Origin of the sequence: Stutzerimonas stutzeri (assembly GCF_002890915.1) — a bacterium.
GTDB classification, from domain to species: Bacteria; Pseudomonadota; Gammaproteobacteria; order Pseudomonadales; family Pseudomonadaceae; genus Stutzerimonas; species Stutzerimonas stutzeri_AF.
The window spans coordinates 150,148-167,702 of sequence record NZ_POUT01000004.1 but is presented as its reverse complement, the minus strand read 5'-3'; the positions used below and the strand labels follow the sequence as shown (position 1 = coordinate 167,702).

The window sequence follows — 17,555 nt, the reverse complement described above, 5'->3', positions numbered from 1 at the left end:
GAAAAGCCTGGAGGGCAGCACATACCTGCCGCCAATTCCGTAATCGGCTAAAATCCCGCGCCTCCCTATCAACCAAGGCGCGCTGATACTGTCTGAATCAGCATCGCCACAGCCACGGCTTCGTCATATGCCTTCCGCCCAAACCGCTGCCGAGCGCATCGCCGAACTGCGCAGCGAAATTGACGCTCACAACTACCGCTACTATGTCCTCGACGAGCCCAGCGTTCCGGATGCCGAGTACGACCGGCTGTTCAACGAGCTGAAGGCGCTGGAGGCCGTGCACCCGGAGCTGGTCACGCCCGAGTCGCCGACCCAGCGAGTAGGCGGCGAGGCCTTGACGGCATTCGGCCAGGTGCGCCATGAAGTGCCGATGCTCAGCCTCGGCAACGCCTTCCAAGAGCAGGACCTGATCGATTTCGATCGCCGCGTGCGCGAAGGGCTGGACCTGCCATCCGGCGACTTGTTCGGCGATGGCGCGCAGGTCGAATACAGTTGCGAGCCCAAGCTCGACGGCCTGGCGGTCAGCTTGCTCTACGAGAGCGGCCACCTGGTGCGCGGCGCCACCCGCGGCGATGGCAGCACCGGCGAGGATATCAGCGCCAACGTGCGCACCGTGCGTAACATTCCGCTCAAACTGCATGGCACTGGCTGGCCGGCGGTGCTCGAAGTGCGCGGTGAAATCTACATGCCCAAGGCCGGCTTCGAAGCGCTCAATGCGCGACAGCTGGAAAGCGGCGGCAAGCCCTTCGCCAATCCGCGCAACGCGGCGGCGGGCAGCCTGCGCCAGCTCGATCCGAAGATCACCGCTGGCCGCCCGCTGGAGCTGTGTGCCTATGGCGTGGGGCGCAGCGACGGTGAACTGCCGGATACCCATATCGGCATCCTCAAGGCGCTCAGGGGCTGGGGATTGCCCATCAGCCGCGAGTTGACGCTGGCCAGGGGCGTTGCCGAGTGCCGGGCCTATTACCAGTCCATCGGCGAAAAACGCGACGCGTTGCCCTACGAGATCGACGGCGTGGTGTTCAAGGTGAATTCGGTACGCCAGCAGCGCGAACTGGGGTTCCGTGCGCGCGAGCCGCGCTGGGCCATCGCCCACAAATTCCCTGCGCGCGAAGAAATTACCGAGCTGCTCGGTGTGGAATTCCAGGTCGGCCGCACCGGCGCCATCACCCCGGTGGCGCGGCTGAAGCCGGTGCAGGTAGCGGGCGTCACCGTCTCCAATGCCACCTTGCACAATATGGACGAAGTGGCGCGCCTGGGCGTGATGATCGGCGACACCGTGATCGTGCGGCGTGCCGGCGACGTGATCCCGCAGATCCTCGGTGTGATCGCCGAGCGCCGCCCGGCCGATGCCCGCGCCGTGCACGTCCCCGAGCACTGTCCGGTGTGCGGCTCGGCAGTCGAGCGCACCCAGCTGATCAAGCGCAGCAAGGGCCGCGAGTCGGTCAGCGAAGGCTCGATCTACCGCTGCGTGGGCCGTCTGGCCTGCCAGGCCCAGCTCAAGCAGGCGATCATCCACTTCGTCTCGCGCCGCGCGATGGATATCGACGGGCTGGGCGACAAGATCGTCGAGCAGCTGGTCGACAAGGGACTGGTCAATTCGCCGGCGGATCTCTATTGCCTGACGCCTGAACAGGTCATCGAGCTGGAAGGCTTCGCCGAGGTTTCCACGCGCAACCTGCTCAACGCCATCGACGCGAGCCGCAAGCCCAGCCTCGCCCGCTTCATCTACGCCCTGGGCATACCGGATGTGGGCGAGGAAACCGCCAAACTGCTGGCGCGGGCGCTGGGGTCGCTGGAACGCATCGGCCGTGCGCTGCCCGACGTGCTCGTCTACCTGCCCGACGTGGGACTGGAGGTGGCACACGAGATCCACAGCTTCTTCGAGGACGAGCACAACCGCTCGGTGATCGCACAGCTGCGCGAGCGCGGCGTGGTATTGCAGGAGGAGGGCGAGGTACATCCCGAATTCACCGCTTGCGCAACCCTGGCCGGCCTGCTCGACAGACTGAACATTCCCTTCATCGCCAGCACCGGCGCGCAGCGCCTGGCCGACCGTTTCGCCAGCCTGGAAGCGATCATCGCCGCCGACTGGCTCGACCTGCGCCAGGTCGAACGCCTCACCGAAAAGGCCGCACGCTCACTGCGCGACTATTTCGACAACCCCGAGAACGCCGAACGTGCCCGCACTATCGAGGCTCAGCTACGTGAATTCGGCATGCATTGGGGCAGCGCGAAGAAGACCGCCGAAGGCCTGCCGCTGGCTGGCCAGACCTGGGTGCTGACCGGCACCCTCGAAGCCATGAGCCGCGACGAAGGCAAGGCCCGCCTGGAAGCCCTGGGCGCCAAGGTCGCCGGCTCCGTTTCGGCGAAGACCACCTGCGTCGTGGCAGGCCCGGGCGCCGGCTCGAAACTGACGAAGGCCAACGAGCTGGGGATTGTTGTGCTGGATGAGGCCGCGTTTCTTGAGCGGTTGGTGCAGCTCGAGCCGGCGTAGGTGCTAGGCAGAACTGGTCGATGGGGAAGCCTTGGGCGGCCTGCGTAGCGATAAAGCCTAACCGCTAGACATAGCTAGGCTAATCACTGATCAATTCTCCGCATCCATTCTTTTTCGTCAGCACTTCCTGAGTGTCGATAATTTGTCGCCAGCACTTTTCTTCTTTGGCGCTTTTTTCGGCGTGTTCCTATGGCCATAGGGGCGCTACATAAACGATTTCGCCAATACTTGAACCGCTCTTTTTAGGTTGTTCGGCTTCCGGTGGGATGGCCTGATTTTTGCTAGGTCAATAATTCTTTCCTGAATCTCGGCGGCGTATTGCTTGGAGTTGCGCGTGAAAATACTTCTAACATCTCACCTTCTTGGAAATACGCCAGGAGGAACTCAGTCTTACGTAGTTAGCATGGCTTTGCATCTTAAGTCCCTTGGATATGATGTTGAATGTGCGTCTCCGGATGTTGGCTACTATTCCGAGTTTTTGGAGCGCCAAGGGGTACTTTGCAATTCTGACTCTAGGAAATTCGATCTTATATTGATCTCATATTTTATTCCTGCTGAAGAGTTTACTGGTTTTCGTATTTGGGTGCAGCATGATGCGCTGTGGGACGCTCCGGTGGGAGGTATACATGGGTATGTCGGTATATCCAAAGAGGCGCTGGTAAGGATCCCTGCCCATGCGAGGAATAAGAAAGTTGTATTTAATGGAGTTTCGCCCCGCGATTATTGTAGGGTTCGTGTGTCCGGAGAGGTCAAGAATGTTTTTTCTCTTTCTCATTCGGACGCGTTAAATGATCGCTTAAAAAATTTGTGTGATAGATATGGATTTGGATTTCTGTCGCATAACAAGTTTACGAATCCTTCTATGGATATTCGCCAAAGTCTAGAGTGGGCTGATTTGGTCGTGGGTGTTGGGCGTAGTGCTTACGAGGCTGCCATGTATGGACGGGCAGTTTTATTGCTTGATCAGCGCTCCTATAATGGTTCTGCTTTGTCCGATGGTCTGTTTCATGAAAATTTTGAAAAGGCCGTTGAGCGTAATTGCTCGGGTAGAAAATACCAGCTTCGTTTGTCTGATGAAGAGATTGTTAATCTTTTTCAATCAGTGGGGGCTGGATGTGGTGAGTTAAGCCGGGAAATGGCTTTAAAGTTTCTTTCTCTTCCTGAGAAGGCTTCTGAGATATTTGAATTTTATCGAGAGGTTAGGGATGAGTATGGCGGTGATCCAAGCCTGCCTGTCAGAAATCGCGGGGTTGATATAAAAGCTTGGCTGGAAGCTCGTAGCATTGGGGCGGAAATTTCATCTTTAGTTATGGAGAGGCTTGATGCGTGGCCGGGGCTTTTTGTGTTTGTGCTGGATTCCTCTGGTGACTCAGGAAAGCTACAAAGAACGCTGGATAGCTTGGTCGCTGTTTGTGATTGGTCCGCTAAAGTCTCAGTTTGCATTTTGAGTGTGGAGAGCGAAAGTAACTTCGCTATAGGCCAAGGTTTTCGTTTTTATCGAGAGGTTGAGTCTGCTTTTGCATCAAGGCTTAATGCCATAATTGAGGTTGAAAGCTTTGATTGGTTTGTTTTGCTTGAGGCTGGAGATGAGTTGTTGGTCAATGGAGTTGCCAAGCTTGGTTTGGAGTCTATTGCTGCGCCAGACTGTATCGCCATAAGTTGTGATGAGTTGTATCGTCAGTCTAATGGGGAGTTGGGGGCGGCCTTCCGTCCTGCATTTAATCTCGATTACCTAATAAGCTTTCCTGCAGGGATGTCTCGTCATTGGTTGTTTCGGCGAGGCCTCGTGCTTGAATTGGGTGGGTTTGAAGTCGGCCTCGGAAACGCGCTGGAGCTTGATCTTATATTGCGTCTTATAAATCAAGTGGGGCTTTCAGGTTTTGGCCATATGTCTGAGCCCTTGGTCATTGCTGAAATTCCGGACTTGAAGGATGTCGAAGACGAGCGAGAGGTTATTGTTCGGCACCTTCAAGCGAGAGGCTATGCTGATGCCCGGATTTTGAGTAGGCAACCGGGGCGTTATCACGTCTATTATGGCCATGAAGGGCAACCGATTGTTTCGATATTAATTATTAGTGGGGAATCTCTGGAAAGATTGCAGCGGTGCGTTGAAGGGCTTCTAGAAAATACGGACTACCAGAACTTTGAGGTTTTAGTGGTTGAAAGTCATCCGGCGGTAAGAGATATTCATGAATGGCTGGTGGCGCTGTCAAGTCTTGGAGAAGCTAAGTTGCGACTTGTTCAGCCCGCCGGGCATAAGCTTGCAGCGATGCTTAATGAAGCTGCTGTGCAGGCTATTGGTGATTATTTACTACTACTTTCCGCTGATGTAGCCATTGTGGATCGTAGTTGGCTGGATGAAATGCTCAACCATGCCCAGCGGCCAGAGGTCGGAGGTGTTGGAGGCAAGTTGTTGACAGCTAAAGGCAAGGTAGCCCAGGCAGGTTTGATTCTAGGTCTGGAAGGACCAGTGGGGCGGCCTTTTTTGGGGGAAACGTTGGATGCCCCTGGCTACATGCAAAGGCTTCAGGTTGATCAGAATTTTAGTGCGCTGGGTCGCGAGTGCTTGATGCTGCCTCGCGAACTTTATATGAATCTGGGGGGCTTGGATGAGGAGTGGATACCAGAGCGCTACTTAGAGGTTGATCTATGTCTGAAAGTGCGTGAAGCAGGTTATCTAATTGTCTGGTCCCCGGCGGTCCAGCTGCTGCTGGATCGGAAACCACTGGCCCAACCCAGTTTGGTGGAGCAGGATGCACTTTATGCCAAATGGCTCCCACAGTTAGCGCGCGACCCAGCCTATAACCCTAATTTTTCCTTGGTCATGCCTGGCGGCTTTAAGCTGGCCGACACACGGCTTTCCTGGCGCCCGTTGGATAGTTGGCACCCTCTGCCGGTGGTGCTTGCTCATCCGGCCGATACGATGGGCTGCGGCCATTATCGTGTCATGCAGCCATTCAATGCCCTGCGTGAGGCGGGAATGGTCGACGGTGCGCTGTCAGTCGGCTTGATGCACGTCGTGGACCTGGAGCGTTACAGCCCCAATGCCGTGATCCTGCAACGGCAAATCGGTGAAGAGCGCCTGGAGGCCATGCGACGGATCAAGGCGTTTTCCCAGGCATTCAAGGTCTACGAGCTGGATGACTACTTGCCGAACCTGCCGATGAAGAGCGTCCATCGTCAACATATGCCTAAGGATATCGTCAAGTCCTTGCGCCGTGGTTTGTCCTATGTGGATCGCTTCGTCGTTTCTACGGATGTGATGGCGGAGGCGTTCGCCGAATTCCATCCGGATATTCATGTTGTGAAGAATCGGCTTGATCCGCGTTGGTGGGGCGGGTTATCAACGGGTGCTCGTCGAACTTCCAGCAAGCCTCGTGTCGGCTGGGCGGGTGGCGCCAGCCATACGGGCGATCTGGAGATGATTGTCGATGTGGTCAAGGGGCTGGCGGATGAAGTGGAATGGGTGTTCTTCGGCATGTGCCCGGAGAAGCTGAAGCCTTATATCCATGAGTTCCACGAAGGAGTAGCGATAGAGCGTTACGCCAAAAAGCTGGCTAGTCTGAATCTTGACCTGGCACTGGCGCCGGTCGAGCAGAACCTGTTCAACGAGTGCAAGAGCAACCTGCGTCTGCTGGAATATGGTGCCTGTGGCTTCCCGGTGATCTGCAGCGACGTGCGTTGCTATCAGGATGGCTTGCTGCCGGTAACGCGGGTGAAGAACCGCTTCCGTGATTGGATGGATGCGATCCGGGCCCATATCAACGACCTCGATGCAGCGGCCAAGGCCGGGGACGAGCTGCGTGCTGCTGTGCTGGCTGGATGGATGCTCGAAGGGGAGAGTCTCGAAGCCTGGCGTAAGGCGTGGCTGCCGGACTAAGCCTGTGCGAGGGTAACGCAGCGTAGAGCGGGAGCTATGCCGGTTCGCTAATCGGCATAGCTCTTGGCAGGCGTTCTCGGGCCAATGATCGAAATCGTCCCTAAATCCGTTCGATGTGACCGCGCACAGCAGAGCGCTCATTCTACCGAACGGCTTCCACGGCGCAGGCTGGTGCTCCATTTATCCCGGCTGAACACTCCACGCTGCCCACCTGGCTATGAAGCAGAAGCCGTAGCCTCTTCGGGACGAGGCTTTGCTCTCAGATTTTTTGTCGGTCTGCCGAAAAGCTGTGCGGGGCGGCTGTGCAGGCATTCGGGGAAGTCAAGGGTGAAGGAAAATTTTTCTCGCTACCCCCTAAAGCTTTCGATACCGACGCCGACATAACTCTCGAATGCGAACTTTATGGGTGCCTGGGTATGTCCCTCCCCAAGGTCGCACACTCAGGCAAACAAGCTAGGTCCGATGGAGGACAAACATCATGGCTTTGACCGTCAACACTAACGTTGCTTCCCTGAACACTCAGCGCAACCTCAGCAACTCCGCCAACGCGTTGCAAACCACCATGCAGCGCCTGTCCACCGGTAGCCGTATCAACAGCGCCAAGGACGATGCCGCCGGTCTGCAGATTTCCAACCGCTTGGGCAGTCAAATCAGTGGTCTGAATGTTGCGGTCAAGAATTCCAACGATGGTATTTCCATGGCGCAGGCTGCTGAAGGTGCCTTGCAACAGTCGACCAACATCCTGCAGCGTATGCGTGATTTGTCCCTGCAGGCGGCCAATGGCTCCAACAGTGACTCCGAACGCACTGCACTGAATGATGAAGTCACTCAGTTGAAGAAAGAATTGGACCGCATCAGCAATACCACCACCTTCGGTGGGCGTCAGTTGCTGGATGGCTCGTTCGGTGTGGCAAGTTTCCAGGTGGGCGCTGCTGCCAATGAGATCATCAGTGTCGGTATCGACGAAATGAGTTCGAAATCGCTCACTGGTACTTACTACGAAGGGAGTTTTGGTTCCGGGGCTACGGCGGCCAGTGGTATTAGTGCCGGTGAAGAGACTATTGATATTGTCCTCTCTAAGGCTGATGGCACCACAGAAACGAAGTCCGTAAAAGTTTCCTTTAAAGAAGGGGATACTGCGGAAGATGCGACGAATAGAATCGCTGCAGCTATCAACGATGCAAACGTTGGTATTGGTATCCTGAAGAATAGTGACGATGAATTGACTGTCATTACTAAAGGTAATGGTGCGACTGGCAGTGGGGCCGCCTCTGTACTGGCCTCCGTAACGATGGCTTCCGGAGGAAGCACTGGGGTGAGCTGGGCTGGTATTGCCAGCGGTTCTGCTCCTGCCAAAGTAGGCAGTGCTAATGATGCAAACACCATCAAGGAAATTGATATCAGTAGTGCGGCTGGGGCGCAGTCTGCCGTCTATATCATCGACGATGCCATCAAGCAGATCGACTCCCAGCGTGCCGAGCTTGGTGCGGTGCAGAACCGCTTCGAGAACACCATCGCCAACCTGCAGAATATCGGCGAAAACGTCTCGGCAGCAAAAGGCCGTATCCAGGATACCGACTACGCCGCCGAAACCGCTGCACTGAGCAAGAATCAGATCCTGCAGCAGGCCGGTACCGCGATTCTGGCCCAGGCCAACCAACTGCCGCAGGCGGTCCTGAGCCTCCTGCAGTAAGCTGAACAGGCCAGTCTGCAATAACTGCGGGAGGAAGTGCTTGGGCGCTTCCTCCCGTTTTGCCGTTGCGAGGTGACGAAAATGGATATTGCGCTTTCGGCTCAACTGCCTGCTGTTGCTACCGCTGTTCAGGCGCAGGGGCAACAGCTGACTGGATCGCGAGGAGTGGCCGACAGGCAAGGCGATGCCCAGGTTGCTGGTAAGGCTGTTTCATCCGAGCAGCAGGTTGTTACGGTTGAATCGCTCGGGGAAGCCGTGTCGAGCATCAAGGATTTCGTGCAAAGCATCCGCCGCGATCTGAATTTCGATCTGGACGACTCCACAGGCAAGATGGTGGTCAGGGTGACGGACCGCGCCACGGGCGAAGTGGTGCGGCAGATTCCGACTGAAGAAGCGCTGCGTCTGGCCGAAAACCTGGAAGAGGCCCGCAGCCTGTTGTTCAAGGCGCAAGCGTAGCGGCGCGTTTCTTGCTGTCGTTGAGTTTTGGCTTTCAAGCGTCAACCCTATGACGAGGTGGTGAAGATGGCAGGTATCACAGGCATTGGCTCAGGCATGGACATCGATGCGATGGTCGGTGCATTGGTCGCCGCGGAAAAGGCTCCGAAAGAAGCGCAACTGACCCGCCTGGAGACTGCGACCACTACCAAGATTTCCGCCTTGGGTACGCTGCGTACGGCCTTGAGCAGTTTCCAGACGGCGCTCAAGGGGCTGAATGACGCCAAGTTGTTCGAGAATCGTTCCGCCAAATCCTCCAATACCGATCTGCTGACCGCCACTGCCAGCAAGACCGCTCAGTCGGGTACCTACAGCGTCAAGATCGAACAGTTGGCGACGGGAAGCAAGACGGCTACCAAGGCCCTGGAAAGCGATTTCACGGCAGGCGCTGCCGGTACCTTGACGGTCAAGGTAGGCGATGGCGAGGGCATCGATGTCGAGGTTGGCGAAGGCGCATCGCTGACGCAGGTGAAGGAGGCGCTGAATACGGCGCTCAAGGATTCCGGCGTTACCGCCAACCTGCTTACCGATCCCAGCACAGGCAAGACTCGTCTGGTGATGTCTTCTACCAATACGGGGGAGGGCAAGGACGTTTCGATCAGTACTAGTGCAGGGTTGGAAGCGTTTGCCATCGATACTGGAAGCGATGCGACCGCGGAGGTGGGCGGCGTTCTGGAGCGTGCGCAGAACGCCAAGTTCACCATCGATGGTCTGGCACTGCAAAGTGCGACCAACAAGGTGGAAGGCGCTATTCCCGATGTAACGTTGAATCTGGTTGCGGCGGACAAGGACAAGACCGTCACGGTTACGGTTGCCCAGGACCAGGATGGCGTTACCGCCAACATCAAGAAGTTCGTCGATGCCTACAACAACCTGATCAAGACGACCAATTCACTGACCAAAGTGACCAAGGTGGGCGAAGATGGTCAGCCACTGACTGGTGGATTGGTCGGCGATTCCAGTGTTCGCAGCATTCTTTCCGGCATCCAGAACGAGCTGATTTCGGTGGGGGGGAGCGATGGCGTGCGGATGTTGGCCGATCTCGGCATCACTACCCAGAAGGACGGTACGCTGGCGATCGATAACGATAAGCTGAAAACTGCGCTCGAGAAGAATTTCGACGCAGTCGGGGGCTTCTTCACGGGTGAAACCGGTTTGATGAATCGGCTCAATAACCGGGTCGACGGCTTCAACCAGACCGGTGGCATCCTGGCGCAGCGGGTTTCCGGACTGGAGGCGACCAATGCCGATATCAAGGCCCAGCGGGAAAAGCTGAACCTGCGGATCGAATCGATGACGACCCGTCTTTATTCCCAGTTCAACGCGATGGATACGCTGGTCGCTCAGTTGTCCAATACCAGCAGCTGGCTGGAAAATACGCTTTCCAGCCTGCCAGGCGTCGTCAAGAAGAGCAGTAAGTAAGCGCTGTGTTCTGCTCTGACGACCTGCTTGCAGGGTGAGCCGGGCTGCGCTTCGCTTCAGCCCATCGGGGCGGCAAGGGGTGGCAGGGCTGAAACCTTTGTCGATTGTCTGCTAAAGCTGTGTGGGTTAATGCCGATACAAAGGATAGTCCCGCCACATATCGGAGCAGAATTCCCATGTATGCCATGGCAGCCATGAAGCAGTATCAGTCCGTCAACACCAATGCACAGCTGGTGGATGCAAGCCCACATCGCCTGATCCAGATGCTGATGGAGGGTGGACTTACCCGTCTTGCCCAAGCGCGCGGTGCCATGGAGCGGGGCGATGTGGCCCTGAAGGGGGCCCTGATCGGTAAGGCCATCGATATCGTCGGCGGACTGCGCGAGGCCTTGAACCAAGAGGCGGGTGGTGAGATCGCGGCTAACCTGGATAACCTCTACGCTTATATGACCTCGCGTCTGATCGAGGCGAACCTGAAGAATGATTCGGCGATCATCGATGAAGTGGCCGGGTTGTTGCGGGAAGTGAAGTCCGGTTGGGATGGTATTGCCCAACACGGTTGATCATCATTGCGCGGGCTATCCTGAAGTCTCCGCCATCGACACTCATCAGAAGGGCATATGCAACCAACTCTCCAGGCGCTTGCGTCTCTCCAGAATGCCCTGCGCGAGGCGCTGGTTCAGCAGGACTGGGCGGCTATAGGTACGTTGGATGCACAATGTCGCGCATTGATAGAAGAGGCGGGTGCCAGCGATCCAGCCCTGCGTGAACCGCTCGAGGCGCTGTCGCGGCTATATGCCGAACTGCAGCAGGCGGCGCGCGCCGAGCGTGAGCGGATTGCCGGCGAGTTGACCCGACTCAATCAGTCGAAGCGGGTCGATCAGGCGTACAAGACGTTCGGCTGAACACCCGCGAGATTGTTTCACCACCGCTGGTGGAAAACGCTTTGCGGTTTCCACCCCGCGCGTCGCTTTTAGCGGTATTCGCACAAGTAGGCGGTATCCGCAGCCACTTTCAGCTGGAACTTGCTGTTCGCCGGTACGGTGAACTGGGTCCCGCTGGCGAAGGTTTCCCATTTGTCGCTGCCGGGCAGTTTGACGTCCAGGCTTCCGGCGATCACGTGCATCACTTCCAGCTGGCCTGTGCCGAACTCGTAGTCGCCTGCAGCCATCACGCCGATGGTGGCGGGGCCAGCTGCCATATCGAACGCGATGGATTTGACAGTGCCGTCGAAATACTCGTTGACCTTGAACATGCCGATTACCTGAGTGGGGAAAAAAGGGTGGCCAGTATGCCCAAGCGGTACGAAGGCGTCATCTGTCAGCTGGGCCCGGTGGTTTGATCGGTTGCTAGGCGCGGATGCTGACCAGGCTGAGCAGGTAGCCGTCGAACTCGGCGAACTGGCCTTCAAGTTCGGCGCCATGGCGCCAGGTGTCGGAAAGGTCGATCAGCAGGCGCAGGCGCGCATCGCCTTCGGGAGTGGTTGCGAGCAGTTCGGCATCCTGGAAGTAGAAGCGCTGCTGCACCAGCGGGTAGAGCGCCTTGAACAGGCTTTCCTTGAGCGAGAAGGTGCGTGTCACGAGGTGGGCACGTTCGTGGTCGGGCAGGGCGGCGTAGCCGTTCAGTTCGGCGGGGGTGAGGATTTCCCCGGCCAGGCGGTCGGCCCGCGCGCTGTTCAATACGCGTTCGATATCCAGGCCCAGCCCGCGCCAGCGGTCGTTGCGCGCTGCGACGGCACCGGCCCAGCCGGCACCGTGGGTGATGGAGCCGACCATGCCGGCCGGCCACTGCGGTGAGCGGTCTTTACCCACGCCCGGAATGCCGGGGAAGCCGGTTAACCGGCGTAGCGCTTCGCGGGCGCATAGGCGGCCGGCGAGGAATTCCGTCTGCCGTTTGCTGACGCCTTTCTGCTCGGGGATTTGCCAGCGGACGAAATCCTCGGGATCGAGCAAGGCTGGATCGAAACGCGTGCTCAACAGACACACCCCAGCCAGCGGCCGGGGGAGGGGCCAGTGGTCCGTTGGGGCCGTGCAGCAGAGCGGTAATGGAGGCTGGTCGTTCATGACGGCTATTTTGCCTAAAAGTGGCCCAAAAGCATCGCCCCGAGGGCGGGCCTCCCACAAAAGCGGCCGGTGCACCGGAACCTGTGGCGCGCCCTCGTGGCGACTGCAGGCCGCAAGGCCTGCCAGCAGACCGGGGCTGTGAAGATTTTCCGTGTCCTGCTCGCTATGCCCTCGGCTTGCCTGCTAGGGTTGGGCGCATCATCTGGGACGGAGACAATGATGTTCGAATCCGCCGAAATCGGCCATTCCATCGACAAGGCGACCTACGACGCCGCAGTGCCGGAATTACGCGAGGCGCTGCTGCAGGCGCAGTACCGGCTCAAGGCCCAAGCGCGGTTTCCGATGCTGATCCTGATCAACGGCATCGAGGGCGCGGGCAAGGGCGAGACCATCAAGCTGCTCAACGAATGGATGGACCCGCGGCTGATCCGGGTCGATAGTTTCTATGTGCCCAGCGACGAGGAACTGTTCCATCCGTTCGCATGGCGTTACTGGCGGCGCCTGCCACCGAAGGGGCATACCGGGATTTTCTTCGGCAACTGGTACAGCAAGATGCTCGAGGACCGGGTGCATGGGCGAATCAAGAATGCCGAGCTGAAACTGGCCACCGCCCGTGCGCAGCGTCTGGAGCGGATGCTCTGCGACGAGGGCGCGCTGATCTTCAAATTCTGGTTTCACCTTTCCAAGGCCCAGATGAAGGCCCGTCTGGATTCGCTCAAGGACGATCCCCTGCACAGCTGGCGCATCAGCCCGCTGGACTGGCAGCAATCGAAGACCTATGACAAGTTCGTTCGTCACGGCGAGCAGATCCTTCGGCTGAGCAGCCGCAGCTTCGCGCCCTGGTACGTGATCGAGGGGGTGGACTGGCGTTACCGCAGCCTGGCGGTGGGGCGTGTGCTGCTGGAGGGGCTGCAGGCGGCGCTGGACGGAGCCGAACAGCCGGCATCGCCGGCTTCCCAACCGCATTCGGCGCCGCTGCTGGGCAATCTGGACCGCTTGAGCCTGCTGGACAGCCTGGACCTGTCGCAGAAGCTGAGCAAGGACCTCTACCAGCAGCAGCTGGCCGAGGAACAGGCCCGGTTGTCGCGCCTGTTGCGTGATCGCCGGCTGCGCAAGCGCGGCGTGTTGGCGCTGTTCGAGGGGCATGATGCGGCGGGCAAGGGCAGTGCGATCCGGCGTGTCACCGGCGCGCTGGACCCACGTCTGTATCGCACCGTGCAGATCGCCGCACCCACCGAGGAAGAGCGTGCCCAGCCATGGCTGTGGCGCTTCTGGCGCAATGTCCCGGAGCGCGGCAAGTTCACCATCTTCGATCGTTCCTGGTATGGCCGGGTGCTGGTGGAGCGTGTCGAAGGATTCTGTACGCCGGACGAGTGGCTGCGTGCCTACAGCGAGATCAACGATTTCGAAGAGCAGCTGGTGGATAGCGACGTGGTGCTGGTGAAATTCTGGCTCAGCATCGATCAGGACACGCAGCTGCGGCGCTTCAAGGAACGCGAGGCGACACCGTTCAAGCGCTTCAAGATCACCGATGAAGACTGGCGCAACCGCGAGAAATGGGACGACTACGGCCATGCCGTGGCGGACATGGTCGATCGTACCAGCACCGAAATCGCCCCCTGGACGCTGGTCGAGGCCAACGACAAGCGCTTTGCACGGGTGAAGGTCCTGCGCACGCTGAACGAGGCGCTGGAGGCGGCGATCGCCAAGGGGTAACGATGGGAGCGGGGCATGCCCGCGGCGCTTTTTGCGTGGGTGGTTCTCGCTCCTACGGCGCCCCTGCGTCCCGTTTCGGAGGGCGAAGCGGCGACTGACCGGACGATGAATGGCCATATGCATGCTGAATGGTCGTCGCAACGGTCGCGCAGGCGGCACTATGCTCCGCTCATCGTCCACCGGCGGACGTGGAACAATTCGTGCGCAGCGCGCCGCAACAACAGCCCCACGAACGCCCCTGCTCCGAGGTATGCCATGCGTGAAGTAGTGATCGTCGACAGTGTGCGGACTGGCCTGGCCAAGTCCTTCCGCGGCAAGTTCAACATGACCCGCCCCGACGACATGGCGGCCCACTGCGTCGACGCGCTGCTGTCGCGCAACGATCTGGACCCCGCGCTGGTCGAGGACTGCATCGTCGGCGCGGGCTCCAACGAAGGCGCGCAGGGCTACAACATCGGCCGCAACGTTGCCGTGCTGTCCCGCCTGGGCATCGACTGCCCGGGCATGACGCTGAACCGCTATTGCTCGTCGGGCCTGCAGGCCATCGCCATTGCCGCCAACCAGATCGCTTCCGGCTGCAGCGACGTCATCGTCGCCGGCGGGGTGGAATCCATCAGCCTGACCCTCAGGAGTCGCAACACCGACTACCTGTTCAATCCGATCATCCAGGAGCGTGTGCCGGGCATCTACCACAGCATGGGGCAGACGGCCGAGCTGGTGGCGCGGCGTTACAACGTCACCCGCGAGCAGCAGGATCTCTATTCGCTGCAGAGCCAGCAGCGCACCGCACGCGCCCAGGCCGAAGGGCTGTTCAGCGACGAGATCGTGCCGATGAGCGTCGAGTACTTCACCGAGGACAAGAGCAGCGGCGAGCGCACCGTGCATCGGGGCGTGGTGGACCGCGACGACTGCAACCGCCCCGACACCACGCTGGAAAGCCTGGCGGGACTCAAGCCGGCGTTCACCGAGGATGGTTCGGTCACCGCCGGCAATGCGTCGCAACTTTCCGATGGCGCGTCCATGACCTTGGTGATGAGCCTGGAGAAGGCCATCGAGCTGGGCCTGAAGCCGCGTGCGTTCTTCCGCGGCTTCACCGTTGCCGGTTGCGAGCCGGAGGAAATGGGGATCGGGCCGGTATTCGCCGTGCCGCGCCTGCTCAAGGCCAAGGGCTTGCAGATCGACGATATCGACCTGTGGGAACTCAACGAAGCCTTCGCCTCGCAGTGCCTGTATTGCCGCGACACGCTGGGCATCGACAACGAGAAGTACAACGTCAACGGTGGTTCGATTTCCATCGGCCATCCATTCGGCATGACCGGCTCGCGCACCGCCGGCCATATCGTCCGCGAGCTGCAGCGACGCAACCTGCGCTATGGCGTGGTGACCATGTGCGTGGGCGGCGGCATGGGCGCTGCGGGGTTGTTCGAAGCGGCACGCTGATCGCCAGCGGACCCCGTAGGAGGCGCGCCCTCGCGGCGATGCAGGCCGCAGGCCTGCCAGCAGCTCAAGAGCATCGCCCCGAGGTCGGGCCTCCCACAAAAGCAGACGGTGCACACCGAACCAGTGGGAAGCGCGCCCTCGCGGCGATGCAGGCCGCAGGCCTGCCAACAGCTCAAGAGCATCGCCCCGAGGTCGGCCTCCCACAAGAGCAGACGGTGCACACCGAACCAGTGGGAAGCGCGCCCTCGCGGCGATGCAGGCCGCAGGCCTGCCAACAGCTCAAGAGCATTGCCCCGAGGTCGGGCCTCCCACAAAAGCAGACGGTGCGCACCGAACCAGTGGGAAGCGCGCCCTCGCGGCGATGCAGGCCGCAGGCCTGCCAACAGCTCAAGAGCATCGCCCCGAGGTCGGCCTCCCACAAAAGCAGACGGTGCACACCGAACCAGTGGGAAGCGCGCCCTCGCGGCGATGCAGGCCGCAGGCCTGCCAACAGCTCAAGAGCATCGCCCCGAGGTCGGCCTCCCACAAGAGCAGACGGTGCACACCGAACCAGTGGGAAGCGCGCCCTCGCGGCGATGCAGGCCGCAGGCCTGCCAACAGCTCAAGAGCATCGCCCCGAGGTCGGCCTCCCACAAAAGCAGACGGTGCACACCGAACCAGTGGGAGGCGCGCCCTCGCGGCGATTGCAGGCCGCAGGCCTGCCAGCAGCTCAAGAGCATCGCCCCGAGGTCGGGCCTCCCCACAAGAGCAGTGAGCAGCCAGCGGACCCTATGGGCTTTTCATTCGCAACAAAAAGCCGCAGAGCAAACCTTTCGGTTCGGCCCTGCGGCTTTTTCTTTCACCCGATCGCCATGCGATCAGGCCATGCGCTGCTTAGCGAGACAAGTTGTATTCGGCTGCGGCGCCGGTACCCACGATGCTGGCGGACGGCAGCAGCTGGCTGATGAAGCGGTTCCAGCGGGTGATGTTGGCCGGACCGACGAACACCACGTCCTGCGGCTGCAGCGGGAAGTGCTTGGCCAGGGCGAAGGCGGTCGGCGACTTGGCATTCAGCTGGAACACCTTGGCCTGACCTTCGGCCATCTTCTCCGCACCGCGGATCACGTAGAGCGCTTCGCCATCGGCAGTTTCCTGGCGAATGCCGCCGGCGGTGCCGACCGCATCCATCAGGTTCATGCTGGTGGCCTTGAAGGTCATCGCCTGCGGCAGCATCACTTCGCCCAGTACGTAGACCTTGCGCTGGTCGTTGTACGGCAGGTGCAGCTGGTCGCCATCCTTCAGGTAGACCTGATGCAGCCAGGAGTCCGGGCGGTTGAGGGAGTCGATGTCCAGCATGTACTCGCGGCCGTCACGCTTGAGGGTCAGGCCGGTGAGGTCGGCGGTATCGGTGTCCACGCCTGCCTGGCCGATGGCTTGGGTGATGGTCATCGGGGCGGTGGTGATCGGTACTTCACCGGCGGTGTTGAATGCACCTGAGACGACCACGCGCTGGCTGCCGAAGCGCAGGATGGAAACGTCCACCTGCGGGCTGTCGATGTAGTTGGTCAGGCGGCGGGCGATGACCGAGCGCAGCTCTTCGATGGTCTTGCCGGCGGCCTCGACGTTGCCGATATAGGGGTAGAACAGGGTACCGTCAGGACGCACCAGGCGCCCGTTGGCATCCAGCTGCTGCTGCGGGCCGGACGGCGCGGTCAGCTCGGGGTGATCCCAGACGGTGATGTAGAGCAGGTCGTTCGGCCCGATGCGGTATGACGAGGGCTTGTAGTTCAGCAGTTCCTGCTTGCTGGAGGTGCCCATGTCGGAGGCCAGTTCGCCCCTGAGCATCTCGGGCGTGATGCGCACCAGTTGGACCGTGCCGTGTTCGGCTTCGGCACCTTCCTTGAACTCATCGGGGTCGAGGTACTGGCCGGGGGCGAAGGCGCAGCCCTGGAGAACCAGGGTGGAAGTGAAAGCGAGTGCGATAAATGGTTTCATAGGGTTGTTCATCCTTGACGGAGTGGTTGTTGTTCAAAGAGTGAGACGGCTGGATTCACTTTTCTGTCCAAGGCGTTGGAATACTTCTTTCGCCTATTCAAGAGGGTCGGAGTCATCACTCCACACTCCTCAGCGACCAAACGGGACCGGTAGCCAAAGTTTCTCTCCTTCCTGAAATGTTTCACTTCCTGCAGCGTTATATCCGGCTGCGCGGGAAACGTTATGTTTTATCCCGTCTGGTTGTAATAAAAGCTGTTCCAACGACACGTAGGTTTAATTCCTTTGCCTGTTCGATACAGCCTGTTGCTTACGGCCGGGACGGGACGGCGCAAGGTGTTAGTTAGATGTTGAAGTGCCATCCTGCGCACATCACAG

General features: G+C 59.5%; 12 protein-coding genes. 9 read left to right on the top strand and 3 right to left on the bottom strand.

What is annotated here, in order from left to right; all coding sequences use genetic code 11:
- The first annotated feature begins 127 nt into the window (after nucleotides 1-127).
- The 7 genes from ligA to fliT all read left to right on the top strand — a co-directional run bounded on the left by ligA (nucleotide 128) and on the right by fliT (nucleotide 10,892).
- Entirely contained in the window at nucleotides 128-2,497 is a 2,370-nt protein-coding gene (ligA, locus tag CXK94_RS09740; RefSeq protein WP_102894181.1) for an NAD-dependent DNA ligase LigA, read from the top strand.
- Nucleotides 2,498-2,900: 403 nt separating this feature from the next.
- Complete coding sequence (locus tag CXK94_RS09735; RefSeq protein ID WP_102894180.1) at nucleotides 2,901-6,377, top strand: glycosyltransferase; 3,477 nt, start codon at nucleotides 2,901-2,903, stop codon at nucleotides 6,375-6,377.
- 478 nt (nucleotides 6,378-6,855) lie between these two features.
- Nucleotides 6,856-8,070: a flagellin gene (locus CXK94_RS09730; protein ID WP_102894179.1), complete on the top strand. Its 1,215-nt coding sequence runs from the start codon at nucleotides 6,856-6,858 to the stop codon at nucleotides 8,068-8,070.
- Between the two features lie 81 nt (nucleotides 8,071-8,151).
- Nucleotides 8,152-8,526 (top strand): flagellar protein FlaG, encoded by a 375-nt coding sequence (locus CXK94_RS09725; protein ID WP_102894178.1) that lies wholly within the window; start codon nucleotides 8,152-8,154, stop codon nucleotides 8,524-8,526.
- A 66-nt stretch (nucleotides 8,527-8,592) separates the two neighbouring features.
- Nucleotides 8,593-9,987, top strand: coding sequence for a flagellar filament capping protein FliD (gene fliD, locus CXK94_RS09720; protein ID WP_180984409.1), 1,395 nt, complete (start codon nucleotides 8,593-8,595; stop codon nucleotides 9,985-9,987).
- Between the two features lie 176 nt (nucleotides 9,988-10,163).
- Entirely contained in the window at nucleotides 10,164-10,550 is a 387-nt protein-coding gene (gene fliS / locus CXK94_RS09715; RefSeq protein ID WP_102894176.1) for a flagellar export chaperone FliS, read from the top strand.
- 57 nt (nucleotides 10,551-10,607) lie between these two features.
- Nucleotides 10,608-10,892: a flagellar protein FliT gene (gene fliT, locus CXK94_RS09710; protein WP_102894175.1), complete on the top strand. Its 285-nt coding sequence runs from the start codon at nucleotides 10,608-10,610 to the stop codon at nucleotides 10,890-10,892.
- A gap of 68 nt (nucleotides 10,893-10,960) precedes the next feature.
- Here fliT and CXK94_RS09705 read toward each other — a convergent pair whose 3' ends face one another.
- Nucleotides 10,961-11,242: a pyrimidine/purine nucleoside phosphorylase gene (locus tag CXK94_RS09705; protein WP_037037457.1), complete on the bottom strand. Its 282-nt coding sequence runs from the start codon at nucleotides 11,240-11,242 to the stop codon at nucleotides 10,961-10,963.
- A gap of 94 nt (nucleotides 11,243-11,336) precedes the next feature.
- On the bottom strand, nucleotides 11,337-12,050 hold the full coding sequence (locus CXK94_RS09700; protein WP_102894174.1) for a 4'-phosphopantetheinyl transferase family protein: 714 nt from the start codon (nucleotides 12,048-12,050) through the stop codon (nucleotides 11,337-11,339).
- 219 nt (nucleotides 12,051-12,269) lie between these two features.
- On the opposite strand from CXK94_RS09700, the gene pap reads away from it, so the two are divergent.
- Together pap and CXK94_RS09690 are read left to right on the top strand one after the other, a co-directional pair.
- The gene (gene pap, locus CXK94_RS09695; RefSeq protein ID WP_102894173.1) at nucleotides 12,270-13,766 is read left to right on the top strand and encodes a polyphosphate:AMP phosphotransferase; all 1,497 of its coding nucleotides are present in this window, start codon (nucleotides 12,270-12,272) and stop codon (nucleotides 13,764-13,766) included.
- 255 nt (nucleotides 13,767-14,021) lie between these two features.
- Nucleotides 14,022-15,206 carry a thiolase family protein gene (locus CXK94_RS09690; protein ID WP_102894172.1) on the top strand — a complete coding sequence of 395 codons (1,185 nt, stop codon included), beginning with the start codon at nucleotides 14,022-14,024 and terminating at the stop codon, nucleotides 15,204-15,206.
- A gap of 873 nt (nucleotides 15,207-16,079) precedes the next feature.
- Here CXK94_RS09690 and CXK94_RS09685 read toward each other — a convergent pair.
- Nucleotides 16,080-17,180 carry a polysaccharide biosynthesis/export family protein gene (locus tag CXK94_RS09685; protein ID WP_102894171.1) on the bottom strand — a complete coding sequence of 367 codons (1,101 nt, stop codon included), beginning with the start codon at nucleotides 17,178-17,180 and terminating at the stop codon, nucleotides 16,080-16,082.
- Between the last annotated feature and the right edge of the window lie 375 nt (nucleotides 17,181-17,555).